Source organism: Anabaena sp. FACHB-83 (genome assembly GCF_014697485.1).
GTDB lineage: Bacteria > Cyanobacteriota > Cyanobacteriia > Cyanobacteriales > Nostocaceae > Nostoc_B.
Map to the genome: position 1 here is coordinate 142,399 of NZ_JACJRY010000007.1, position 21,654 is coordinate 164,052.

At 42.6% G+C, this 21,654-nt stretch carries 34 protein-coding genes; 28 read left to right on the forward strand and 6 right to left on the reverse strand.

Features of this window, described 5'->3' with window-relative positions:
* Window positions 1-2: 2 nt before the first annotated feature.
* A complete protein-coding gene (locus H6G79_RS11240; protein WP_190588723.1) occupies window positions 3-341 on the forward strand; it encodes a type II toxin-antitoxin system PemK/MazF family toxin in 339 nt (112 codons plus the stop codon).
* Between the two features lie 110 nt (window positions 342-451).
* Here H6G79_RS11240 and H6G79_RS11245 read toward each other — a convergent pair whose 3' ends face one another.
* Complete coding sequence (locus tag H6G79_RS11245) at window positions 452-1,504, reverse strand: DUF1611 domain-containing protein (RefSeq protein ID WP_190588724.1); 1,053 nt, start codon at window positions 1,502-1,504, stop codon at window positions 452-454.
* Window positions 1,488-2,540 carry a dipeptide epimerase gene (locus H6G79_RS11250; protein ID WP_190588725.1) on the reverse strand — a complete coding sequence of 351 codons (1,053 nt, stop codon included), beginning with the start codon at window positions 2,538-2,540 and terminating at the stop codon, window positions 1,488-1,490. Before H6G79_RS11250 ends, H6G79_RS11245 begins: the two co-directional genes overlap by 17 nt.
* 277 nt (window positions 2,541-2,817) lie before the next feature.
* Here H6G79_RS11250 and H6G79_RS11255 point away from each other — a divergent pair, with 277 nt between their 5' ends.
* On the forward strand, window positions 2,818-3,366 hold the full coding sequence (locus H6G79_RS11255; RefSeq protein ID WP_190588726.1) for an NUDIX hydrolase: 549 nt from the start codon (window positions 2,818-2,820) through the stop codon (window positions 3,364-3,366).
* Window positions 3,367-3,643: 277 nt separating this feature from the next.
* Here H6G79_RS11255 and H6G79_RS11260 read toward each other — a convergent pair whose 3' ends face one another.
* From H6G79_RS11260 to H6G79_RS11270, 3 genes are all read right to left on the reverse strand, one after another.
* On the reverse strand, window positions 3,644-4,492 hold the full coding sequence (locus H6G79_RS11260) for a hypothetical protein (protein ID WP_190872685.1): 849 nt from the start codon (window positions 4,490-4,492) through the stop codon (window positions 3,644-3,646).
* Window positions 4,493-5,023: 531 nt separating this feature from the next.
* Window positions 5,024-5,278, reverse strand: a complete 255-nt coding sequence (locus tag H6G79_RS11265; RefSeq protein WP_190588728.1) for a hypothetical protein — start codon at window positions 5,276-5,278, stop codon at window positions 5,024-5,026.
* A gap of 109 nt (window positions 5,279-5,387) precedes the next feature.
* Complete coding sequence (locus H6G79_RS11270; protein WP_190588729.1) at window positions 5,388-6,638, reverse strand: sensor histidine kinase; 1,251 nt, start codon at window positions 6,636-6,638, stop codon at window positions 5,388-5,390.
* Between the two features lie 283 nt (window positions 6,639-6,921).
* Between H6G79_RS11270 and H6G79_RS11275 the strand changes: the two genes are divergently transcribed.
* The 4 genes from H6G79_RS11275 to H6G79_RS11290 all read left to right on the forward strand — a co-directional run bounded on the left by H6G79_RS11275 (window position 6,922) and on the right by H6G79_RS11290 (window position 8,336).
* A complete protein-coding gene (locus H6G79_RS11275) occupies window positions 6,922-7,227 on the forward strand; it encodes a BrnT family toxin (protein WP_190588730.1) in 306 nt (101 codons plus the stop codon).
* Window positions 7,202-7,453: a CopG family antitoxin gene (locus H6G79_RS11280; RefSeq protein ID WP_190588731.1), complete on the forward strand. Its 252-nt coding sequence runs from the start codon at window positions 7,202-7,204 to the stop codon at window positions 7,451-7,453. The genes H6G79_RS11275 and H6G79_RS11280 overlap by 26 nt, the downstream gene beginning before the upstream one ends.
* A 198-nt stretch (window positions 7,454-7,651) precedes the next feature.
* Entirely contained in the window at window positions 7,652-7,951 is a 300-nt protein-coding gene (locus tag H6G79_RS11285) for a type II toxin-antitoxin system HigB family toxin (RefSeq protein WP_190588908.1), read from the forward strand.
* A complete protein-coding gene (locus H6G79_RS11290) occupies window positions 7,935-8,336 on the forward strand; it encodes a type II toxin-antitoxin system HigA family antitoxin (RefSeq protein WP_190588732.1) in 402 nt (133 codons plus the stop codon). The genes H6G79_RS11285 and H6G79_RS11290 overlap by 17 nt, the downstream gene beginning before the upstream one ends.
* Before the next feature lie 63 nt (window positions 8,337-8,399).
* Here H6G79_RS11290 and H6G79_RS11295 read toward each other — a convergent pair whose 3' ends face one another.
* Window positions 8,400-8,888 (reverse strand): NAD(P)H-quinone oxidoreductase subunit N, encoded by a 489-nt coding sequence (locus H6G79_RS11295; RefSeq protein ID WP_190588733.1) that lies wholly within the window; start codon window positions 8,886-8,888, stop codon window positions 8,400-8,402.
* A 1,054-nt stretch (window positions 8,889-9,942) separates the two neighbouring features.
* Between H6G79_RS11295 and rplC the strand changes: the two genes are divergently transcribed.
* The 22 genes from rplC (at window position 9,943) to rpmJ (ending at window position 21,635) form a co-directional block, all read left to right on the forward strand.
* Window positions 9,943-10,578 carry a 50S ribosomal protein L3 gene (rplC, locus tag H6G79_RS11300; protein ID WP_190588734.1) on the forward strand — a complete coding sequence of 212 codons (636 nt, stop codon included), beginning with the start codon at window positions 9,943-9,945 and terminating at the stop codon, window positions 10,576-10,578.
* Window positions 10,579-10,669: 91 nt separating this feature from the next.
* Window positions 10,670-11,302 carry a 50S ribosomal protein L4 gene (gene rplD / locus H6G79_RS11305; protein ID WP_190588910.1) on the forward strand — a complete coding sequence of 211 codons (633 nt, stop codon included), beginning with the start codon at window positions 10,670-10,672 and terminating at the stop codon, window positions 11,300-11,302.
* Window positions 11,295-11,609 carry a 50S ribosomal protein L23 gene (locus H6G79_RS11310; protein WP_190588735.1) on the forward strand — a complete coding sequence of 105 codons (315 nt, stop codon included), beginning with the start codon at window positions 11,295-11,297 and terminating at the stop codon, window positions 11,607-11,609. Before rplD ends, H6G79_RS11310 begins: the two co-directional genes overlap by 8 nt.
* A gap of 6 nt (window positions 11,610-11,615) precedes the next feature.
* Window positions 11,616-12,479 carry a 50S ribosomal protein L2 gene (gene rplB / locus H6G79_RS11315; protein ID WP_190588736.1) on the forward strand — a complete coding sequence of 288 codons (864 nt, stop codon included), beginning with the start codon at window positions 11,616-11,618 and terminating at the stop codon, window positions 12,477-12,479.
* 97 nt (window positions 12,480-12,576) lie between these two features.
* Window positions 12,577-12,855: a 30S ribosomal protein S19 gene (gene rpsS / locus H6G79_RS11320; RefSeq protein WP_190588737.1), complete on the forward strand. Its 279-nt coding sequence runs from the start codon at window positions 12,577-12,579 to the stop codon at window positions 12,853-12,855.
* An 87-nt stretch (window positions 12,856-12,942) separates the two neighbouring features.
* Window positions 12,943-13,302, forward strand: coding sequence for a 50S ribosomal protein L22 (gene rplV / locus H6G79_RS11325; protein ID WP_190588918.1), 360 nt, complete (start codon window positions 12,943-12,945; stop codon window positions 13,300-13,302).
* A 26-nt stretch (window positions 13,303-13,328) separates the two neighbouring features.
* Complete coding sequence (gene rpsC / locus H6G79_RS11330) at window positions 13,329-14,084, forward strand: 30S ribosomal protein S3 (protein WP_190588738.1); 756 nt, start codon at window positions 13,329-13,331, stop codon at window positions 14,082-14,084.
* A 72-nt stretch (window positions 14,085-14,156) separates the two neighbouring features.
* Complete coding sequence (rplP, locus tag H6G79_RS11335) at window positions 14,157-14,585, forward strand: 50S ribosomal protein L16 (RefSeq protein WP_190588739.1); 429 nt, start codon at window positions 14,157-14,159, stop codon at window positions 14,583-14,585.
* A gap of 3 nt (window positions 14,586-14,588) precedes the next feature.
* Complete coding sequence (gene rpmC, locus H6G79_RS11340; protein WP_190588740.1) at window positions 14,589-14,816, forward strand: 50S ribosomal protein L29; 228 nt, start codon at window positions 14,589-14,591, stop codon at window positions 14,814-14,816.
* A 6-nt stretch (window positions 14,817-14,822) separates the two neighbouring features.
* A complete protein-coding gene (gene rpsQ, locus H6G79_RS11345; protein ID WP_015113422.1) occupies window positions 14,823-15,071 on the forward strand; it encodes a 30S ribosomal protein S17 in 249 nt (82 codons plus the stop codon).
* 39 nt (window positions 15,072-15,110) lie between these two features.
* The gene (gene rplN, locus H6G79_RS11350; protein WP_062291728.1) at window positions 15,111-15,479 is read left to right on the forward strand and encodes a 50S ribosomal protein L14; all 369 of its coding nucleotides are present in this window, start codon (window positions 15,111-15,113) and stop codon (window positions 15,477-15,479) included.
* Entirely contained in the window at window positions 15,479-15,823 is a 345-nt protein-coding gene (gene rplX / locus H6G79_RS11355) for a 50S ribosomal protein L24 (protein WP_190588741.1), read from the forward strand. Before rplN ends, rplX begins: the two co-directional genes overlap by 1 nt.
* A 97-nt stretch (window positions 15,824-15,920) precedes the next feature.
* On the forward strand, window positions 15,921-16,469 hold the full coding sequence (gene rplE, locus H6G79_RS11360; RefSeq protein WP_190588742.1) for a 50S ribosomal protein L5: 549 nt from the start codon (window positions 15,921-15,923) through the stop codon (window positions 16,467-16,469).
* 20 nt (window positions 16,470-16,489) lie between these two features.
* Window positions 16,490-16,891, forward strand: a complete 402-nt coding sequence (gene rpsH, locus H6G79_RS11365) for a 30S ribosomal protein S8 (RefSeq protein WP_190588743.1) — start codon at window positions 16,490-16,492, stop codon at window positions 16,889-16,891.
* 93 nt (window positions 16,892-16,984) lie between these two features.
* Complete coding sequence (gene rplF / locus H6G79_RS11370) at window positions 16,985-17,533, forward strand: 50S ribosomal protein L6 (RefSeq protein ID WP_190588744.1); 549 nt, start codon at window positions 16,985-16,987, stop codon at window positions 17,531-17,533.
* Window positions 17,534-17,535: 2 nt separating this feature from the next.
* Window positions 17,536-17,898: a 50S ribosomal protein L18 gene (gene rplR / locus H6G79_RS11375; RefSeq protein WP_190588745.1), complete on the forward strand. Its 363-nt coding sequence runs from the start codon at window positions 17,536-17,538 to the stop codon at window positions 17,896-17,898.
* A gap of 106 nt (window positions 17,899-18,004) precedes the next feature.
* The gene (gene rpsE / locus H6G79_RS11380) at window positions 18,005-18,529 is read left to right on the forward strand and encodes a 30S ribosomal protein S5 (protein WP_062291712.1); all 525 of its coding nucleotides are present in this window, start codon (window positions 18,005-18,007) and stop codon (window positions 18,527-18,529) included.
* Between the two features lie 45 nt (window positions 18,530-18,574).
* The gene (gene rplO, locus H6G79_RS11385) at window positions 18,575-19,021 is read left to right on the forward strand and encodes a 50S ribosomal protein L15 (protein ID WP_190588746.1); all 447 of its coding nucleotides are present in this window, start codon (window positions 18,575-18,577) and stop codon (window positions 19,019-19,021) included.
* A 70-nt stretch (window positions 19,022-19,091) separates the two neighbouring features.
* Window positions 19,092-20,405, forward strand: coding sequence for a preprotein translocase subunit SecY (secY, locus tag H6G79_RS11390; protein WP_190588747.1), 1,314 nt, complete (start codon window positions 19,092-19,094; stop codon window positions 20,403-20,405).
* Entirely contained in the window at window positions 20,405-20,959 is a 555-nt protein-coding gene (locus H6G79_RS11395; RefSeq protein WP_190588748.1) for an adenylate kinase, read from the forward strand. Before secY ends, H6G79_RS11395 begins: the two co-directional genes overlap by 1 nt.
* A 202-nt stretch (window positions 20,960-21,161) precedes the next feature.
* On the forward strand, window positions 21,162-21,386 hold the full coding sequence (gene infA, locus H6G79_RS11400) for a translation initiation factor IF-1 (RefSeq protein ID WP_006276978.1): 225 nt from the start codon (window positions 21,162-21,164) through the stop codon (window positions 21,384-21,386).
* Between the two features lie 135 nt (window positions 21,387-21,521).
* Complete coding sequence (gene rpmJ / locus H6G79_RS11405) at window positions 21,522-21,635, forward strand: 50S ribosomal protein L36 (RefSeq protein WP_015113411.1); 114 nt, start codon at window positions 21,522-21,524, stop codon at window positions 21,633-21,635.
* Window positions 21,636-21,654 lie beyond the last annotated feature (19 nt).

The window sequence follows — 21,654 nt, forward strand, 5'->3', positions numbered from 1 at the left end:
TAGTGAGAGGGGATGTTCTGTTAGTAAGTTTACCAGATTCAGATAAACGAGAAGAACAAGGTAATCGCCCAGCGATCGCTGTTCAAACAGACATTGCGGTTTCGCCCATGTTAATGATTGTCCCAGTTACTTCTTCCTTGGGGGCATCAAGGTTTCCATTTACTGTAAGGATTGAGCCATCAGTGCTGAATGGTTTGACATTGCTTTCGGTAGCAATGGTTTTTCAGATGCGAGCGATCGATCCTAAGCGAATTATTCGTAAAATTGGTGAGTTGGAGCCTGAGTATTTGGTGCAGATTGATGGGGAAATTTGGCGAATGTTGAAGCCCCCGGAGGTTTAAAAAAGTCTGAAGTGTGAAATTTCAGACTTCGGTAGCAGAATTTCGTAGGTTGGGTGCGGTGCGATCGCCAATTTTGTAGGATGCGTGAATAAAATGTCACGCACCTTACTTCACACGTCACTTCGCATGACTGCATCTAACAACAACCCAGCCCCAAACCGCACCGGATCAGTGCAAGCTAAATCGGTTTCGGCTGTAGTTTGGGCGATCGCTTCTTGGGCTGCAAACTCATTTAAATGTGCAGTATTCAACGCTATACCCACCACAGGCACTTTCCCAAAAGCACCACCCGCACTCGCTACAGATTCATACATTTGAATCACTTTCATTAACGACGGAATCGGGACATGGGGATTATTCCGGTTATGAGTTTGTCCTGCCCGATGTACTAATACTAGTTGTGTAGGTTGGGAACCGCGAATCAAAGGCAAGGTAGCAGTAGAACCAGGATGTAACAGCGAACCTTGTCCTTCAATGTGCAGAATGTCATAGTTTTTGCCATAGCGCATCACTATTTGTTCCACAGCACCAGCCGCAAAATCTACACGGACAGCATCTAAAGCGATACCATCACCTTCTAACATCAAACCAGTTTGACCTGTAGCGATAAACTTAGAACGCCAACCCCGTAACTTTGCCGCCCAGTGTAATTCTAAACTAGTAGACATTTTCCCAATCGCCATATCTGTTCCCACCGTCAACACCCGGCGACAGGGAAGCGTCCGCGCCATCCCACTCGCCACTTCTATATTTGGTGGTTCTTTGCGGACATCCCAAATTAACTGTCCTGGTTTGAGAATGGCATTTAACTCTGCCATCGTCGCCAATGGTGTGTGTAACCCATTCACCAAAGACATCCCAGCCGCTAGGGCATTTTTAATTTCTATCCAATAATCATCAGGTACAGCACCACCTTTGGGCGCAATTCCAATTACCAATACTTCGGGTTTATATGCTAAAGCTGCGGTGACAGATTCTACAATCGGCACATCACGCTTGATACCTGTTAATTCTGGCAAAGACTTACCAGCACTTACCTTATCAATTACTGCGACAATCGGGGCTTCACTGTAGCGTAAAATTGCCAACCCGGTTTTGCCCTGTGTTCCTGTAGTTCCTTCATGCAGCAGAATAGCGATTCGTTGATTAAGCGGCAAACGCACTGTATTGTACCCCCAAGCCTGGTAAATCGTTTGGTAAAACTTTTCCTTCTACTACTAATGCACCCATAAATGGGTCATCAACTAAGTTGAGGTGACTATCTAAATCTAAATAATCAGCGAGTGGTGCTAATTGTGCTGCGGCTGTGTTAGCGAGTGAACTGTCAGAATAGCAGCCAAACATCACTTGTAAATTGTAAGCCCGCGCTGTGTGTACCATTCGCAATGCTTCGGTTAAGCCCCCTGACTTCATCAGTTTGATATTAATTCCATCCACGTAGTTTGCCAAATGGGGAATATCAACGCTAGTAAAGCAACTTTCATCAACAAAAATCGGTAGGGGTGACTCTTGTTTGAGTTTGGCTAAACTTTCTTCCTGACCCCTTGCTAGTGGCTGTTCTACATACTTTACACCTAAATCAGCCAGCCAATGACACATCTTAATTGCATCTGGCAAACTCCAACCACCATTTGCATCCACAAAAAATTCTAGATTTGGTGCTTCTTGTTGGACTGCTAATAGCATTTGCTGATCTGCCTCAATACCATCGGGGCTACCTAATTTCACCTTGAACAGCCGCACATCCAGATAATTTAACCAGTCCCGCGCCCTCGCCCTAGCGCCCTCTGGTGAATTTATGCCAATAGTTACCGAAGTCGGGACAATGAGATTGCGATCGCATCCCCAAATCTGCCACAGCGGTAAACCAACAAACTTACCCAACCAATCGTGCATTGCCATATCTACAGCCGCCCGCGCCGATGAAGGAATTTGCTGTTGAATTAACAACTGCTCAACTTGCTGTCTCTGCAATGGGCTGAAAGTTGTTAATAATGGTATAACTTGAGCGATCGCATCTTTGATTTGCTCGGTTTTTTGAGCATGATTCCCCACCCCAAACGGTGATGCTTCACCCCAGCCCTCAACGCCATCTTGCGAAATTTTTACCCAGACATTCGTTGTCTGTGCAGTTGTCCCCCGACTAATAGTTAAGGGAAATCGTTTATTGACAGTAAATACCTTGACTTCTACTTGCATAAGTCTGCTCTATAGCAATCCTAAACGATATACAAACATCTCTCTGACCTGAAAGTGCTGAGTGCTGAGTAAAAATGCTAGTCCCACTTTCATACTTGGCTATGAAGTTTGTTTCATCGGGACTACCTTGTCTACCTTGTCTACCTTGTCTACCTTGTCTCTTTTCTTCATTCTCAAATAAGACTGCTCTATGATGGCTAGGGCAGAAAATAGTTTAAGTGATTTTAGCCGATTTTCTACATCTGTTATACTTTTTTACATTTATTAATTAGCATCTATGAGCAATCTCAAGAAATGGAAAATCTTGCAATCAGAAATGGTATTAAACCATCCTTGGTGCAAAGTCAGGCAAGATAAAATCGAATTACCTAACGGCAAGGTGATTGATGATTATTTTGTCAGTATTAAACCAGAAATTGCCATTATTTTGCCAATTACCAGTAATCAAGAAATTGTTTTCGTCCGCCAATACCGACACGCAGTCGCCGATTTTTTTATCGAATTACCAGCCGGACATTTTGACCCCACCCAAGAAAGTGCGGAAATCGCCGCCATCCGAGAATTACAAGAAGAAACTGGTTATCTAGCTCAACAAGTTAAAAAAGTCACTGTTTTTTATGATAAACCCAGCAAAGATACCAACCGCATACATTTATTTTTAGCTGAGAATGTGATAAAAGTTGGGGAACAGAATTTAGATATTACAGAAGAAATTGAAGTAATTTTAATTCCTGTAGCGGAAGTATTAGATAAAATCTATCAAGGTGAAATTTCAGTGTCAGGAACTATTGCGGCTTTATTTTTAGGTTTAAACTTGATGAAATAGCTTAATAACCATCAATAAAAAAGGCGGCCGCATCTGTAATTCAGAATAGCGATCGCCAAAAAATTAATCCAGTAAATCAAACAGTTTGAGAATTGATAAATATTTTTCCCTAAATTAAATATTTCTCCTTTACTAATAAAATCTGCAATAAAGTACAAGAATCCAGAATCCCGAAGTCAAAATTGCTCAGAGTTTGATGAATAATATGATGAGAATATTCAAATTTATATCTAGCAGACCCTTGATTTATTCATGATTCTGAATTCTGTCCAGGAAATTAATTAGCCACCTGTTTTTTAGACTTCATTCTTAAACCCAATGCAAGTGTAGCTGCAATGCCAACAACTGCGCTTGGTTCAGGAACAGAAGTTGTCTCATTTACATATTTGGCGCTGGCTACTGTATTGACAGATTCTGTATTAGTGATATCAACTAACATTTTTTCAGTGTTGTCACTATAGAAAATATCATTAACCGCCAAGAATAAAAACTTCGCGTTGGTGGGAATCTTAATTGTCATCTCGCCTAAGATTCCGAATACACCATCAAACAATGTTTTTTGACCACAAGTTCTATTAACATCACTTAAAGTTGCTCCATTACACATATAAGCACCTTTTGAGCCGTCGTAAGTAGAACCTGCTTGATTAGTGGTGTCAAATAAAGTGTTAGAAGTCCAGTTTGCGTCTGTATAGGCATACTTACTGGCATCTTCAGCATCAAGACTAATAGCATCAGCTACACGTTGTTGAAAAGAAGAATCAAGCAATGTATCCGAAGCACTGAAAACCCCAATCATATCGTTTCTTTGTCCAGGGTTCCAAACACTCCAGTTAAATGCGCCAGAAGTACTTAAACGAATTGTGCTTCCAGCTTCAAGACCTAAATCAGCTAAAGAGATGGCTTTAGTATTACCTGCAATTGTCTGAACATTATTGTAATAAGTTGTATCAGACTGAGTTTTCAAGAAAGTATAAGTAGAGTCAATTTCAAAAGAAGCTGCTTGGGCTTTAGCATTAACTAAAGTACCTAAGCCAACCAAGCTAGAAACCATTAAAATACGCCAGATTCTGTTCATGTTCTTATACTTATTACCGACTTCTCTAGCATAAGTAATAAGTTCCATAGATTGTATAAATTATTTTATGTATTAAGCAAATTTAGAATAAACTTTATCCGCCTATTTTGGGCTGTTTTCTCAGTATATTTCTTTGTCTAACAATCTCAAATAAATAACATTTTTAATACTGTAACCCCAGTACTTGTACGACTGGATACTTGCAATTTATCGAAACTTATTATGTTCTCTATCTCGAATCTATCCACCGTAAATTGGCTATCAATCAAGAGAAATAACGGTTTTGCCATAGAATAGCCAGTTAAAAGGCTGATATTCAACAAAGCACGATCGCCATTCGATCACAAAAATTGAGCGATCGCACCCATAACACCAACTAGCGATCGCCCAAATATGAATCTAAAACCAATCTGAACTGATAAAAGGTAGATAAGATCACTGTCATCTCATCCTATAACCGTTCACCTGCTATCTAAACAAGCTGTTATTTGCAATTTAAAACAATTTGAGCCTCAATTCTGACTTATAGCAGGGGACAGGTAATAGGTTACAGGTGACAGGGGTAAAAGCTTTGTGGTGCTACATATCAATTTCTGGGCAAAATTCGTCAATTTGCAAAATTCTGATCATTTCGCGCCCAGGATGTTTGAACAACACATAAAATTCACTGTTGGGCATTCTCAAGCTTTCAGGAATCAGCTGCGTTGGGATTGCTTCTGTTCGCACTAACCCATGTCCTGGAAAGAGAATAATGGTAATCTCCCCAGGAAGTAGACATCCTAAAACTCTGGCGAAGACACGCGCATAAAAATCTGGATGGTCTTCATATCGCATATCAACATACTAGTAACGCAAGGTAGATACTAAACAAAGTGCGATCGCAACTTTTTTATAGCTATTTCAAAAGCCCACAAAACTTTGTATTTCTACCACAACCATAACCTTAAACAAGCGCATAGGTGTTTTGTTTCAACGGAATTTGTATGACAAACGCTGTTCCTTGACCAAAGGTGGAAAGACAGATTAATTTACCATGATGTCTTTCGACAATTATCTGATGACTAATTGACATACTAATTCCTGTACCCTTACCTACGGGTTTTGTTGTGAAAAATGGGTCAAAAATTCTTGGCTGAAGCTGTTCAGGAATCCCCACTCCATTATCTTCGATCGTGATTTCTACCCATTTGTCTGCCGTCAAAGAAGTTTTGACTGTAATTTGAGGTGGATTATCTTGAATTTCTGAATGAGATTTTTGCGTAATTTTCTCTTCTAGGGTATCTATCGCATTTGTGAGAATGTTCAGCATCACTTGATTGAGTGAACTCGGATAACACTCTACTTCCGACAAATTAGCATAATCTTTGATCACCTTAATTTCTGGACGCTCTGGTTTTGCTTGCAGGCGGTGATGCAAAATCATCAGAGTACTATCAATACCTTCGTGAATATTCACCACTTTCAGTTCCGCTTCATCCAAGCGCGAGAAATTTCGTAATGATATGACAATTTGCCGGATGCGATCGCTTCCTACTTTCATTGAATTTAAAATTTTTGGTAAATCTTCTTGCAAAAAGTCTAAATCAACTTCTTCAATTAGCCTGTGAAGGGGCAAGGGTAAAACCGGAAAATGCGCTTGGTAAGCATTGACAATGCTCAATAAATAATCAGCATATTCTTCGACATAAGTCAAGTTAACGTGAATAAAGTTAATCGGATTATTAATTTCATGTGCAACCCCAGCTACTAATTGTCCTAAACTTGACATCTTTTCTTGTTGGACTAACTGCATCTGTGTCTGCTTGAGTTCTGTCATCGTATTTTCCAAGAGTTGATTCTTGTTTTCCAGTTCGATTTTTGAAGCGAATATCTGACTGAAACAAGCAAGTAAATCAAAACTTTTATAGAAACTGAGAAAGCGTAATGCGATCGCAACTGTCAACAAATCCGCTATTGCTTGCCAAAAATGGGAATTAACCAAACCCAGCATTCCCACTACATGCAAGCCGTGACCAAAAGCGCAGCTTAAAAAAATCCCAGCTACTGTAACTACCAGTGGGTCAACACCTGCTTGTCGATTACGCCACACTCCAAAACCAATGACGCTACCAATAATGAAATAACAACAAGAGATGACTAAATTTTCCCCCGCTATTAACCCACCGATTTGATCGGCATCCAATATATGATTCATAAATCTACTAGTACCCTAAAGCCCTCAGATCCTTAAAGTACCCATTTGCTCACTCATAATTGATATAAATGTTTACAATAGACATTTTTTTATTTATGTGAAGTTAAATAATTTCTAAAAAGTGGTTTTTAGCTTGATATTAGTTATCTAGAGAGAAAATGCTTCTAAATATATTGAAGTGGATAGTAATATAGTGGGCGATCGCCTCAATGCTTAAAAAGCAAATTTTTGAAATGTTTGAGATATTGCTACATTTGTATATACAAATGTAGATTTCAGAGTTATGCTTGAAAGTGTAAATGGCTTTGATTGGGATAAAGGGAACTCTGCCAAATGCTGGAATCGTGTTTCTAAAGAAGAAATTGAGTACCTGTTTCAACAATCGGGTGTTCTGATTGCACCAGATATAAAACATTCTCAGGATGAAGATAGGTATTTAGCCATAGGGATTTCAAGCCAACAAAAGTACATTTTTGTGGCTTTTACGCTCCGAAATAAACAGGATGAAATACTCATTAGACCGATCAGTGCCAGATATATGAGAGACACAGAGGTACAGAAATATGGACAAAACTTTCCCAAGACTTAAAACTGATGAAGAAATAGAGGCACTCTTAGAAGAAGATTTGTCAGATTATCTTACTCCTGATAATTTCAAGCCAGTAACTTTTGAATTTAAGCCTAAAGACAAAAGTGTGAATGTACGGATGTCTGAGGAGATGCTAGAAAAAGTTAAATCTGTTTCCAAGAAAGAGGGTATCCCTTATCAGCGTTACATTAGACGTGCGATAGAACGGTCTTTAAGTGCTGAATAGTAATTTGGCATAAAAAATGAGAGAAGTAAGCATCAAAGCGCGATCGCAGTTTTTCTAAACATAATCGCAACTTCTACTAAAAAATAAGCGATCGTCTCGCACTTGTAAACACAAGTGTGATTTTTTTTGCGCTAGTTTGCGAGGTGTCAAGCCTGGTGACTACTCGCCGAGGATATTAAAAAATAAAATGATTATATGATGCACGTCATAAGTCGGAAAAAGCTTCGAGAATTTTGCCAAATACACGCTGATTCGCGCGAAGCACTTGATGACTGGTTTCAGGCAGCAAGCAAAGCAAACTGGGCTAACCTGATTGAGGTACAAACAGTCTACCCAAAAGCTGAAGCTGTTAGTAACTTTACAGTTTTTAATATTAAAGGCAATAAATATCGCTTAATTACCAGTATTAATTACGAGAAGCAGGTTATCTACATCAAGTACGTTTTGACTCATGCCAATTATGACAAAGACGACTGGAAGCATGACCCATACTATTAATTCCACAATTTACGGTGAGTTATTGTTACACTATCAACCCCGCATCATCAAAACTGAGTCAGAAAATGAGAAATTTTTGGCAGTGGTTGAAGAATTACTGGCTCGTCCTGACTTAAGTCCAGAAGAAGATACATTGTTAGAATTATTAGTCAAACTCATCGAAGATTTTGAAGAAAAGTACTATCAACTTAATGCTTCAACTTCTTGTTCCAGACTGTTGCATTTGATGGATGCTCGAAATTTACAGCCATCTGATTTGGTGGAAGTACTGGGTTCAAGTGAGATAGTGACTAAGTTACTTGATGGAGAGCAAGAAATCACAGAAGAACAGGCCAAGGTTTTAGGACAGTTTTTTCACGTCGAGCCGGAGTTATTTTGCTCATGAAAAACAAAGGCGATCGCACCTGTACAATCAGAGATGCGATCGCCTTTGTTGTAATCGAAAAAATTACACAGCCTGAGAACTAACCGCGAAGGTAGCTGTCAAAGGCTTCCATTTGAAAGCACGACTACCGCCTCTTTCCACCACTACTTTGACTTTGGGTTCCAGTTTCGGCAATTCTGCTAAAAACTCAATTTCTTGATCAGACAGAATATGCCCTTCAATGATCCACAGCACCAAACCCTTAGATTTTGGTGGTAACTGTTCTAACTGATAGTTAACAATTGGGGGTAAATAGTAGACACTACCCACAGCCGCACCACTACCAGTACTTTTCTTACCCAAGTGAGGCGGTCTCACACCATGAACTCCAGTAAGATAGGCCGCTACATCGCCCAATCCCCTAGCAGTTATATTTAAAGTCACATAGCCAGCAGCACGCAGTCGGCGGCGATATCGACCTTCAAAACCTCCCTCTAAAGGGACGTACGTACCGAGAGCGCCAAATTTCTCCAAATCTCGGATTAAACCATTGCCAGTGGTAATCAGTGCCATAGATTTTCGTTTATCCTATCCCACTTACATATCTCTATTATTTACTGTTAAGTAAAATATTTAAGGTGTCTTCAGATAGCAACTAGTCCAAAACTTGCCAAAGTATTGCCCAACAAAGCAAATCACTTCTAAAAGCTTATTTTATTCACCTAATAATATAGATATATGCAACTTACTCAGGACTTACACACCAAGATTTTCTGTGGAGACTGGGTAAAAGGGCATAGGGCTGCGCCGTGAGCGTCAACCGAACAGTGTCAGGGTTTTAAATCAGGTCAGGTCACTGAGCGCAGTCGAAGTGACCTTATTCAAAACCATTGAGTGAGTCCTGACAAAATACTCGACAAACATCACACCCCTCATCTATAATGTGAGATTGTGACCAAACGGCAAAATAAAGCCTTCCCTGGTGAGTCGTATGAGCGTAACATCTAACCTCTGATTAAACAGAATCAAGTTATTAAGTTAAGCCAAGCTACCAAGAGACTGCTAAACTAAAAAAGCCTTGATGTTCACCAAATATAATTATGGCGAAGTAATCAAAGCCATAAGCCGGATACAATTTGGATTCTTTCCTGTAACCCGGATAAACCAGGCAAAACCTTGAACAGTAGTTTAAGGTAATCCTGAACGTAGAAACTGAGTTGTAATACTAGTGCTGTAGTAGTACAAAAGCCTTAGTTATAGGGATACTGAGTGGTAATTAACTACTTAAGTCCTTCTACCACAAGGAGGCCACCAAAAAAGCAGCCTCCAAAAAGTGCCTAAGCAACTGCTTGGACGAGAGCATTGCTGCACGAAAAGCAAAGCTTTAGAGCATTGCCTTAAAAACAGAGATTTGTGATCCGTTTGGAAGCAACTCATGGCTGTTCTAGTAAGCAACTGAATTCAGGTAAACGGATTCAACCAAAATTTAGGGAACGGTTTTTGTTTTCTGGATAAGAGAAAGCAACATTAGTTGCTGGAAATTACTGAGGATCGTCCTCCCTCAGTCAGAAAACCACCGAACATCCCGATGAATCTGCTCAGTAAGTAAAAAGGAGAACCAGTTACTGTGTCTGTAGGTATTCTCGGCACCAAGCTGGGCATGACCCAAATATTTGACGAGGCAGGAGTAGCAATTCCTGTCACTGTTGTTCAAGCAGGGCCATGCACTGTTACACAAGTCAAAACAAAGCAAACTGACGGTTATACCGCCATTCAACTTGGTTATGGCGAAGTTAAACCAAAAGCTCTCAATAAACCCGTATTGGGTCACTTAGCCAAATCATCAGCGCCAGCTTTACGTCACCTGAGTGAGTTTCGCATAGATAATTCCAGCGAATATACATTAGGTCAAGAAATCAAAGCAGATATTTTTACTGCTGGTCAAATCGTAGATGTAATTGGTACAAGTATCGGTCGCGGTTTTGCAGGCAACCAAAAGCGGAATAACTTTGGTCGCGGGCCAATGTCTCACGGTTCTAAAAACCACAGAGCGCCCGGTTCCATTGGTGCTGGTACAACACCCGGTCGTGTGTATCCAGGAAAAAGAATGGCAGGGCGCTTGGGCGGTACCCGCGTCACCATTAGTAAATTGACAGTTGTGCGTGTAGACGCAGAACGCAACTTATTACTCATTAAAGGTGCAATTCCTGGTAAACCAGGTTCCTTAGTGAGTGTTGTACCCGCAAAGAAAGTTGGTAAATAGTCAATCGTCAATGGTCATTAGTCATTGGTTATTAGCTAAAGACAAATGACAAAGGACTAATGACAAAAGACAAATGACAAAGGACAAAAAAATGGTTGAGACTGTAGTTAAAAACTGGCAAGGAGAGGAAGTCGGACAAAAGACGTTCGACTTGCGAGTTGCCAAAGAAGAAACAGCGGCCCATATTGTACATCGTGCCTTGGTTAGACAAACAACCAATGCTCGTCAAGGAACCGCTAGTACAAAAACTCGCGCAGAAGTTAGAGGTGGTGGCCGCAAACCTTGGCGGCAAAAAGGCACAGGTCGCGCTCGTGCTGGTTCGATTCGTTCACCCTTATGGCGTGGTGGTGGTGTGATTTTTGGGCCTAAACCCAGAGATTACGACCTGAAAATGAACCGGAAAGAACGACGGTTGGCATTACGCACAGCCTTTGTGAGCCGTGCTGATGATTTGATTGTGGTCGAAGAATTTAGCAACGAACTTTCTCGTCCGAAAACTAAAGATTTATTGGCAGCTTTAGTGCGTTGGGGAGTAAGCCCAGAACAAAAGACCCTGTTAATTTTGTCTGAGATTGCCGAAACCGTTTATCTGTCAGGACGCAACGTCGAGAACTTAAAAATTATTGCCGCAGATCAGTTGAATGTTTATGATTTGCTGCACGCTGACAAGCTTGTGGTTACAGCACCAGCATTAGAAAAAATTCAGGAGGTCTACAATGCCTAAGATTGCGCCCCGTGATCTGCCTGACTTGGTGCGTCGCCCGATTGTCACCGAAAAAGCAACGATTCTGATGGAACAGAATCAATACACTTTTGAAGTAGTTCTGAAAGCTACCAAGCCAGATATTAAAGCAGCGATCGAAGACTTGTTTCAAGTCAAAGTAGTCAAAATCAACACTGCTACACAGCCACGGAAAAAACGTCGCGTGGGCAAATTTATTGGCTACAAGCCCCAATATAAGAAAGCTATTGTCACCGTCTCACCTGGGGACGCACAAAAGATTAGACAGATTCTATTCCCAGAGGTCTAACAAAAAATGGGTACTCGTTCTTATCGCCCTTATACCCCCAGTACTCGTCAAGTTACAATCTCCGACTTTTCGGAAATTACTAAAAAAGATCCAGAAAAGTCTCTGACGGTGTACGTCCATCGCGCCAAAGGTCGCAACAATCAAGGGCGGATAACCAGCCGTCGCCGGGGTGGCGGACATAAAAGACTTTATCGAATTATTGATTTTAAAAGAGATAAGCGTAACATTCCCGCTACAGTGTTAGCGATCGAGTACGATCCCAACCGCAACGCTCGTATTGCCCTACTGCAATATCAGGATGGGGAAAAACGCTATATCCTGCAACCGAATGGCTTGACTGTAGGTAAAACCTTAATGGCTGGCCCTGAGTCTCCCATTGAAGATGGTAATGCTTTACCACTGGCAAACATTCCTTTAGGTACAAACGTACATAACGTAGAACTGACTGCGGGTAAGGGTGGTCAAATTGTTCGTGCTGCTGGTGCGACAGCGCAAGTAGTGGCGAAAGAAGGTAATTATGTCACCCTCAAGTTGCCTTCTGGGGAAGTGCGGATGGTGCGGCGTGAATGCTACGCTACCATCGGGCAAGTAGGCAACACGGACTTTAGAAACCTGAGTGCAGGTAAAGCTGGACGTAATCGCTGGAAAGGTCGCCGCCCGAAAGTTAGAGGTAGCGTCATGAACCCAGTTGATCACCCACATGGTGGTGGTGAAGGTAGAGCGCCCATTGGTCGTTCTGGCCCAGTCACACCTTGGGGTAAACCAACATTGGGAGCCAAGACACGCAAGCCCAAGAAACCTAGCAGTAGATTGATTGTACGCCGTCGTCGTAAATCTTCTAAGCGCGGTCGTGGTGGTCGTCAGTCTTAAAATTTTAGATTTGAAATTTTGGATTTTAGATTGAGAAATTATCTAAAATCCAACTAAATAAATCCAAAAGCCCAAATCCTAAAACCAAAATTTAACTATGGGTCGTTCACTAAAAAAAGGGCCTTTCGTTGCCGATCACTTACTCAGCAAAATTGAAAAGCTGAACGAGAGAAACGAAAAGCAAGTCATTAAAACTTGGTCAAGAGCCTCAACAATTCTGCCCCAGATGGTGGGACATACGATCGCTGTTCACAATGGTAGACAACACGTCCCCGTGTTTATCAGCGATCAGATGGTAGGTCATAAGTTGGGAGAATTCGCCCCAACACGCACCTACAGGGGTCATGGCAAAAGTGACAAAAAAGCGGGTAGATAGTTTGTTCTTTGTCTATTGTCATTAGTCCTTTGCAACTGACAAATGACAAATGACAGATGACGAATGACAAACGACAAGGAGAAAAACATGGCAACTAATACTACAGAAGTAAAAGCGATCGCCCGTTATATACGCATGTCTCCCTTTAAAGTGCGTCGCGTACTCGATCAAATTCGGGGGCGGTCTTACAGAGAAGCGTTAATTATTCTGGAATTTATGCCTTATCGGGCTTGTGAACCAGTACTAAAACTAATTAGAAGCGCAGCCGCCAATGCTGAACACAATGCAGGTCTAGACCGCGCCCAACTGGTAATTACTCAAGCTTATGCCGATCAAGGCCCAGTCCTAAAACGTTTCCAACCTAGAGCGCAAGGTCGAGCTTACCAAATTCGCAAACCTACATGTCACATCACAGTAGCTGTAGCTGCTGGTGAGACTGTGGAATAATTACCAGAACTTTAGAGGAAGCATTTGTGGGACAAAAAATTCATCCAGTTGGCTTTCGCCTCGGAATTACCCAAGAACACCAATCCCGGTGGTACGCAGATCCTGAACGCTATCCAGAACTTTTACAAGAAGATTACAAACTACGTAATTACATCGAACAAAAACTGGGTAGACTCGCTCAAAACAACGCTGGTATTTCCGAAGTTAGAATTGAGCGCAAAGCAGACCAAATTGATTTAGAAGTACGCACAGCCCGCCCTGGTGTAGTTGTAGGTCGTGGTGGACAAGGTATCGAATCCTTACGTACTGGACTGCAAGATTTATTAGGCGGTACTCGCCAGATTCGGATTAACGTCGTCGAAGTCCAACGAGTTGATGCCGATGCTTACTTAATTTCGGAATACATCGCCCAACAATTAGAACGTCGGGTTTCCTTCCGTCGCGTAGTCCGCCAAGCAATTCAACGGGCGCAACGTGCTGGTATTCAAGGAATTAAAATTCAAGTCAGTGGTCGGCTCAACGGTGCGGAAATTGCCCGGACAGAATGGACGCGCGAAGGTAGAGTACCTCTACACACCTTACGGGCTGATATTGACTACGCTTACTGCACAGCCAAAACCGTTTACGGTATTTTGGGCATCAAAGTGTGGGTATTTAAAGGAGAAATTATTCCTGGACAGGAAGAAACTCAACCCCAACCCGCCACCCGCGAACGTGAGCCGCGTCGCCGTCAACAACAGCGCCGTCGTCAGCAGTTTGAAGACCGTTCCAATGAAGGCTAAATCGTTATTTGTCATTAGTCCTGAGTAATGACAAATGACAAATGACAAATGACAAACGACAGATGAAAAATCATGTTAAGTCCTAGAAGAACTAAATTCCGCAAACAACAGCGCGGGCGAATGGCGGGTCTAGCCCACCGGGGTAGCACCCTCAACTTTGGCGATTTTGCCCTCCAAGCCCAAGAACCAGCTTGGATTACCTCTCGACAAATCGAAGCTTCCCGTCGGGCGATGACACGTTATATCCGCCGGGGTGGTAAAATCTGGATTCGGATATTCCCAGATAAGCCTGTAACCATGCGTCCAGCAGAAACACGGATGGGTTCTGGTAAAGGTAATCCAGAATTTTGGGTAGCAGTAGTGAAGCCAGGGCGGATTTTATTTGAAATCGCTGGGGTTTCTGAAGAAATCGCCCGTGAAGCTATGCGCCTAGCTGCATACAAACTGCCAATTAAAACTAAATTTATTGTGCGCCCTCAAATAGAAGAGGAGCAGGAGTAGGTTATGCCGCTTCCTAAGATTTCAGAAGCAAGAGAATTAAGTGACGAACAATTAGCTGCGGAAATTGCCGCCACTAAAAAACAACTGTTTCAGTTGCGCTTGCAAAAGGCAACCAGACAACTAGAAAAACCCCACCAATTCCGCCACGCTCGCCATCGCCTTGCCCAACTGTTGACAGTAGAGGGAGAGCGCAAACGGGCAGCAAGTCAAACTCCTAAAGAAGAGAACTAAGAGATTATGGCAATCAAAGAACGAGTTGGGTTGGTAGTGAGCGACAAAATGCAAAAAACGGTGGTAGTTGCCATTGAAAACCGCGCTCCCCATCCCAAATACGGCAAGATTGTAGTGAAAACCCGCCGCTATAAAGCTCACGATGAAGAAAACAAATGCAAAGTGGGCGATCGCGTGCGGATTCAAGAAACCAGACCCCTGAGCAAAACCAAACGCTGGCAAGTCACAGAAATCCTCAACACTAAAAACTCATAAGTTGTTACTTCACTAACAACTGCACAAGGGAGACCAATTGTGATTCAACCCCAAACTTACTTAAATGTGGCAGATAACAGTGGCGCACGGAAACTAATGTGTATCCGGGTGTTAGGTGCTGGTAATAGCCGTTACGGTTTTATCGGCGATCGCATTATCGCTGTTGTCAAAGATGCCATCCCCAACATGGCTGTGAAAAAATCAGATGTTGTGGAAGCTGTGATTGTTCGCACCCGCCATAACATCCGTCGTGATAGCGGTATGACTATTCGCTTTGATGATAACGCCGCCGTAATCATCAATAAAGAAGGTAATCCTAGAGGTACACGGGTATTTGGCCCAGTAGCACGGGAACTCCGCGACAAGAACTTTACTAAAATTGTTTCTCTGGCTCCGGAGGTGCTGTAATGCCTATCCAAAAGGAAAAAGTATTCTATAAAATGCACGTCAAAACTGGTGACACCGTGCAAGTAATTGCCGGCAAAGACAAAGGCAAAGTTGGCGAAGTGATTAAAGCATTGCCCCAACTGAGCAAAGTTGTTGTTAAAGGTGTCAACATTAAGACCAAGCACGTTAAACCCCAACAAGAAGGGGAATCTGGACGGATTGTAACTCAAGAGTACCCAATCCACAGTTCTAACGTGATGCTCTATTCCACCAAACAAAATGTCGCTAGTCGCGTTTGCTACACCTTTACCCCCGAAGGCAAGAAGGTGCGAAAACTCAAAAAAACTGGCGAGATTATTGATTAAGGATGAAGCTGAAAGCCTGAAGTATAAATATTACTTATTTTATCTTCATCCTCTATAATCTTCCCTGACCAAGCCCAGGGATCTCAGGACAAAAACTATGGCGACAACAAGACTCAAAACTTTATATCAAGAGACAATCGTCCCGAAACTCACGAATCAGTTTCAATACACCAACGTTCATCAAGTACCGAAGTTGGTCAAGGTAACTGTGAACCGAGGTTTGGGCGAAGCAGCACAAAACGCTAAGGCTTTGGAAGCTTCTATCAACGAAATTGCGCTCATTACTGGTCAAAAACCCGTAGTGACAAGAGCGAAAAAAGCGATCGCAGGCTTTAAAATTCGCCAAGGTATGCCCGTCGGGATTATGGTTACACTCAGAGGCGAGAGAATGTATGCTTTCCTCGACCGCTTGATCAGCTTGACACTACCAAGAATTCGTGACTTTCGTGGTATTAGCCCAAAAAGCTTTGACGGCCGTGGTAACTATACTCTCGGCGTAAGAGAACAGCTAATCTTTCCAGAAGTCGAATACGATAGCATTGATCAAGTTCGTGGTCTGGATATTTCGATTATTACTACAGCAAAAAATGACGAAGAGGGCCGCGCTTTACTCAAAGAATTGGGAATGCCCTTTCGCGATCAATAAGTTCATCTAAAGAGGGAACGATGGCGGCTAACGACACAATTGCAGATATGCTGACGCGCATCCGCAATGCCAATATGGCAAGGCATCAAACAACACAAGTGCCAGCCACTAAAATGACCCGTAGTATTGCCAAAGTACTACAAGAAGAAGGATTCATTTCAGAATATACAGAAGCCGAAGAAGGCGTAAAACGGCACTTGGTGATTGCCCTAAAATACAAAGGGAAAAATCGTCAGCCTTTGATTACTGCCCTCAAACGGATCAGTAAACCTGGTTTACGTGTTTATTCCAACCGAAAAGAACTACCCAGAGTATTAGGCGGTATCGGTATTGCCATTATTTCTACCTCCAGTGGCATTATGACTGACCGTGAAGCTCGCCGTCAGAATTTGGGTGGTGAAGTACTTTGCTACGTCTGGTAGTCATTAGTCATTTGTCATTAGTCATTGGTCATTAGTAAAGGACAAAGGACAAAGGACAAATAACAAAGGACAAATAACAAAGGACAAAAGATCATGTCTCGTATTGGTAAACGACCAATTACTATTCCCGCCAAAGTGCAAATCACAATTGATGGCACTAAGGTTGTGGTCAAAGGCCCCAAAGGTGAGCTTTCACGGGATTTACCTGTTCAAGTAACAGTGAGCCAGGAAGGCGAAACCTTACAAGTAGTTCGTAAAGATGATTCCCGTACCTCTCGCCAAATGCACGGTTTAAGCCGGACATTGGTAGCCAACATGGTAGAGGGAGTTTCCCAAGGTTTTCAACGTCGTTTGGAAATTCAAGGGGTTGGTTATCGCGCCCAAGTACAAGGACGCAACCTGGTGTTAAACATGGGTTTCAGTCACCAAGTACAGATTGAGCCACCAGATGGTATTCAGTTTGCCGTAGAGAATAACACTAACGTCATCGTTAGTGGTTACGACAAAGAAATAGTCGGTAATACAGCCGCTAAGATTCGTGCCGTCCGACCACCAGAACCCTACAAAGGTAAAGGTATTCGCTATGCGGGTGAAGTAGTCAGACGCAAAGCTGGTAAGACCGGAGGTAAAGGTAAGAAATAAACATGAAACTTACTCGTAGAGAATCCAAACAGCGCCGCCACCGCCGCGTTCGTGGCAAGGTAAACGGCTCTCCCGAACGCCCACGCCTATCCGTATTTCGTTCTCACCAACATATTTACGCCCAAGTAATTGATGATACTCAGCATCATACTTTAGTGGCAGCATCAACTTTAGATGCAGAGTTAAAAGCAAATTTAGCTTCTGGCGCTAACTGCGAAGCCTCAGCGCAAGTTGGTAAGTTAATCGCAGCCCGCGCATTAGAAAAGGGCATTACAAAAGTAGTTTTTGATCGTGGTGGTAACATATACCACGGCCGCATCAAAACACTAGCGGATGCTGCACGCGAAGCTGGTTTAGATTTTTAAAGTCATTAGTCATTAGTCATTGGTCATTGGTCATTAGGTAAATGACAAAGGACAAGTGACAACTGACAAATGACAATTGACAAATGACATTTAGAGAGCATGAATTATGGCAACAGGTCGTCGTAAAGCTAACCGCGCAAAAAAAGAAGAAACTAACTGGCAAGAGCGCGTCATCCAAATCCGACGGGTGAGCAAGGTAGTTAAGGGTGGTAAAAAACTCAGCTTCCGTGCCATTGTCGTTGTTGGGAACGAACGCGGTCAAGTCGGTGTGGGAGTAGGTAAAGCCTCAGATGTTATCGGTGCTGTGAAAAAAGGCGTAGCCGATGGCAAAAAACATCTCATTGACATTCCGATTACCAAATCTAATTCCATTCCGCATCCCATTGATGGCGTTGGTGGTGGTGCAAAAGTCATCATGCGCCCAGCCGCACCTGGTACCGGTGTAATTGCTGGTGGTGCTGTGCGGACTGTATTGGAATTAGCCGGAGTTCGCAACGTTCTTGCTAAACAACTTGGTTCTAACAACCCACTCAATAATGCTAGAGCCGCAGTTAACGCTTTATCTACCCTGCGTACTTTGGCGGAAGTTGCTGAAGACCGTGGTATCGCTATTGACAAACTCTACATTTAGTAGAGCTTCACTCACCGAGTTCTTGTAAACAATACAAATAACATCATGAGACTCAACGATGTTAAGCCCCAAAAAGGCTCTAAAAAACGCCGTCGCCGTGTAGCCAGAGGTATTTCTGCTGGTCAAGGTGCCAGTGCCGGTCTAGGTATGCGGGGTCAAAAATCTCGCTCTGGTAGTAGTACCAGACCAGGGTTTGAAGGTGGTCAACAGCCATTGTACCGCCGTATACCCAAGCTGAAAGGCTTTCCACTTGTGAATCGCAAGATTTACACTACGATAAATGTAGAGAAGTTAGCCTCTCTTCCTGCCAACACAGAAGTAACATTGGAATCCTTAAAAGCAGCCGGGATTTTAACCTCTGCCAAAGGGCCATTGAAAATTTTGGGTAATGGGGAATTGAACGTTGCCCTCAACGTCAAAGCGGCAGCTTTCACAGGTCAAGCTCGTAGCAAAATTGAGGCAGCTGGAGGAAGTTGTGAAGTTTTAGGGTGAAGCCCAACCGCGCACTTAAATACCTGCCAACTCCCTTCCAGTGCCTGGTTCACGACAAAGGTAGCACTCTATGATCAGTCGAGATAAAGCCCCAACGGCTCAAGAAACTTTTATGCAGATGGCACAAGCAGCTGGGCTAAGAGGCAGGCTGCTTGTTACTGTCGGTATTTTAATTTTGGTTCGCCTAGGTATCTTTTTACCTGTACCGGGAATTGACCGAGCTAGATTTGCTGAAGCAATTTCCGGCAACAATTCTATATTCGGTTTATTGGATATCTTTTCTGGGCGGGGACTTTCTACTTTGGGAGTCTTTGCTTTAGGGATTCTGCCCTTTATTAATGCGTCCATTATCATCCAATTGCTGACTGCGGCTATCCCATCTTTAGAAAATTTACAGAAAAACGAAGGCGAAGCAGGAAGGCGGAAAATTTCGCAAATTACCCGCTACGTGACTGTAGGTTGGGCAATTATCCAAAGTACGGCTTTTTCTGCCTTATTTTTGCAACAATTTGCTTTAACTCCTGGACCGCTATTTGTAGCTGAAACTGCGATCGCTCTCACCGCAGGTTCTATGTTTGTTATGTGGGCATCCGAACTGATCACAGAACGAGGTATTGGCAATGGTGCATCATTGTTGATTTTTGTCAACATTGTTGCTTCGCTACCCAAATCTCTAGGCGACACCATCGACTTAGTACAAGTTGGCGGTCGAGAAATCGTGGGTCGGGTAATTGTGCTGGTGTTGGTCTTCTTGGCCACCATCGTGGGCATTGTCTTTGTGCAGGAAGGTATTCGCCGCATCCCCATCATTTCAGCTCGTCGTCAAGTAGGTAGAAGAGTTTTGGCAGAACAGCGTAGTTATCTACCCCTGCGGCTCAACTCTGGTGGTGTGATGCCAATTATTTTTGCGGCTGCCATTTTGAGTTTGCCATTACTCATTGCCAACTTTACAAAAAATCCTGACTTGGCGAACATCGTCAATACCTATCTCAGCCCTGGTGGTTCTGCACCTTGGGTGTATGCCTTGGTGTATTTAACTTCCATTGTTTTCTTTAGCTACTTCTACTCTTCATTGATTGTCAACCCAGTTGATGTAGCTCAAAACTTGAAAAAAATGGGATCGAGTATTCCTGGGATTCGTCCAGGGAAAGCAACCAGTGAGTATATTGAGCGAGTTATTAACCGCTTAACTTTTTTGGGAGCTATCTTTTTAGGCTTGGTTGCGATTATTCCTACCGCCGTGGAAAGTGCGTTGAAAGTACCAACCTTCAAGGGACTGGGTGCTACTTCATTGTTAATTCTAGTTGGTGTGGCAATTGACACCGCAAAACAAGTCCAAACCTACGTTATTTCTCAGCGTTATGAAGGAATGGTGAAACAATAGTGACGCGACTAATCTTCTTGGGGCCACCGGGTGCGGGCAAAGGAACTCAAGCTCAGGTTTTGGCAGAACACCTGCATATCCCTCATATTTCCACTGGTGAAATCTTGAGGCAAGCCATGAAAGAGCAAACTCCTTTGGGAGTCAAAGCTCAAAGTTACGTTGATAGCGGTGAGTTGGTTCCTGATCAATTGGTGCAAGATTTAGTGGAGGAACGTCTAGGTCAATCAGATGCCAAATCCGGTTGGATTTTAGACGGTTTTCCTCGCAAAGTGACGCAAGCAGCTTTTTTAGAGGCATTGTTAGCGAAAACTGCTCAAGGTGGCGAAAGAGTAGTTAACTTAGATGCACCAGATGACATTGTAATTTCACGGTTACTGGCTAGAGGAAGAAAAGATGATACCGAAGAGGTGATTCGTCGTCGTCTAGAAGTGTACCGGAATGAAACTGCACCTTTGATCAACTACTATAGTGAACGCCAAAGGCTATTAACAGTCAATGGTAATCAATCCCAAGAAGAAGTCACTAGTGAATTGAAACAAATTTTAGTTTCCTAGCTGGAGATGTAGGAGTAGTTATGGGGAATCATAAAATTCACCACTCACTACTCCCCATTCTTCACTGAACTCTGGCAAGAGTATGCTGATCGATTTTAGCTAAGATATATTAATAAACTGTTGATATATTTCTCAAATTGTGTTCTGTTGCAGATAAAAGCTGCCAGCGAACCGAAAACTGTTGAGTTGAGGAACAAAAAAGTTGTCTAAACAAGATTTGATTGAAATGGAAGGTACGGTTACTGAGTCCTTGCCAAACGCGATGTTTCGTGTAGACCTGGACAATGGTTTTAACGTACTGGCACACATTTCTGGAAAAATTCGCCGCAACTACATCAAGATTTTGCCAGGCGATCGCGTCAAGGTTGAACTCACTCCCTATGACCTGACAAAAGGCCGAATTACCTATAGATTGCGGAAAAAATAATTAAATCCAGAAAAAACTAGTTATATGTGAAGGATCTTACCATAAAATCAACTTGTTGGGAGATTCTCATTTACTTAACTGTAATATTTTTCTAGAAATGCTATAATTTTATATTTGGAGTCAATTAAGAAAGGCATGAAAGTTCGAGCCTCTGTCAAAAAAATTTGCGAAAAGTGTAACGTGATTCGCCGTCGTGGTCGCGTTATGGTGATTTGCTCTAACCCCAAGCATAAACAACGTCAAGGATAACACTCTCAGTATTGGGAAG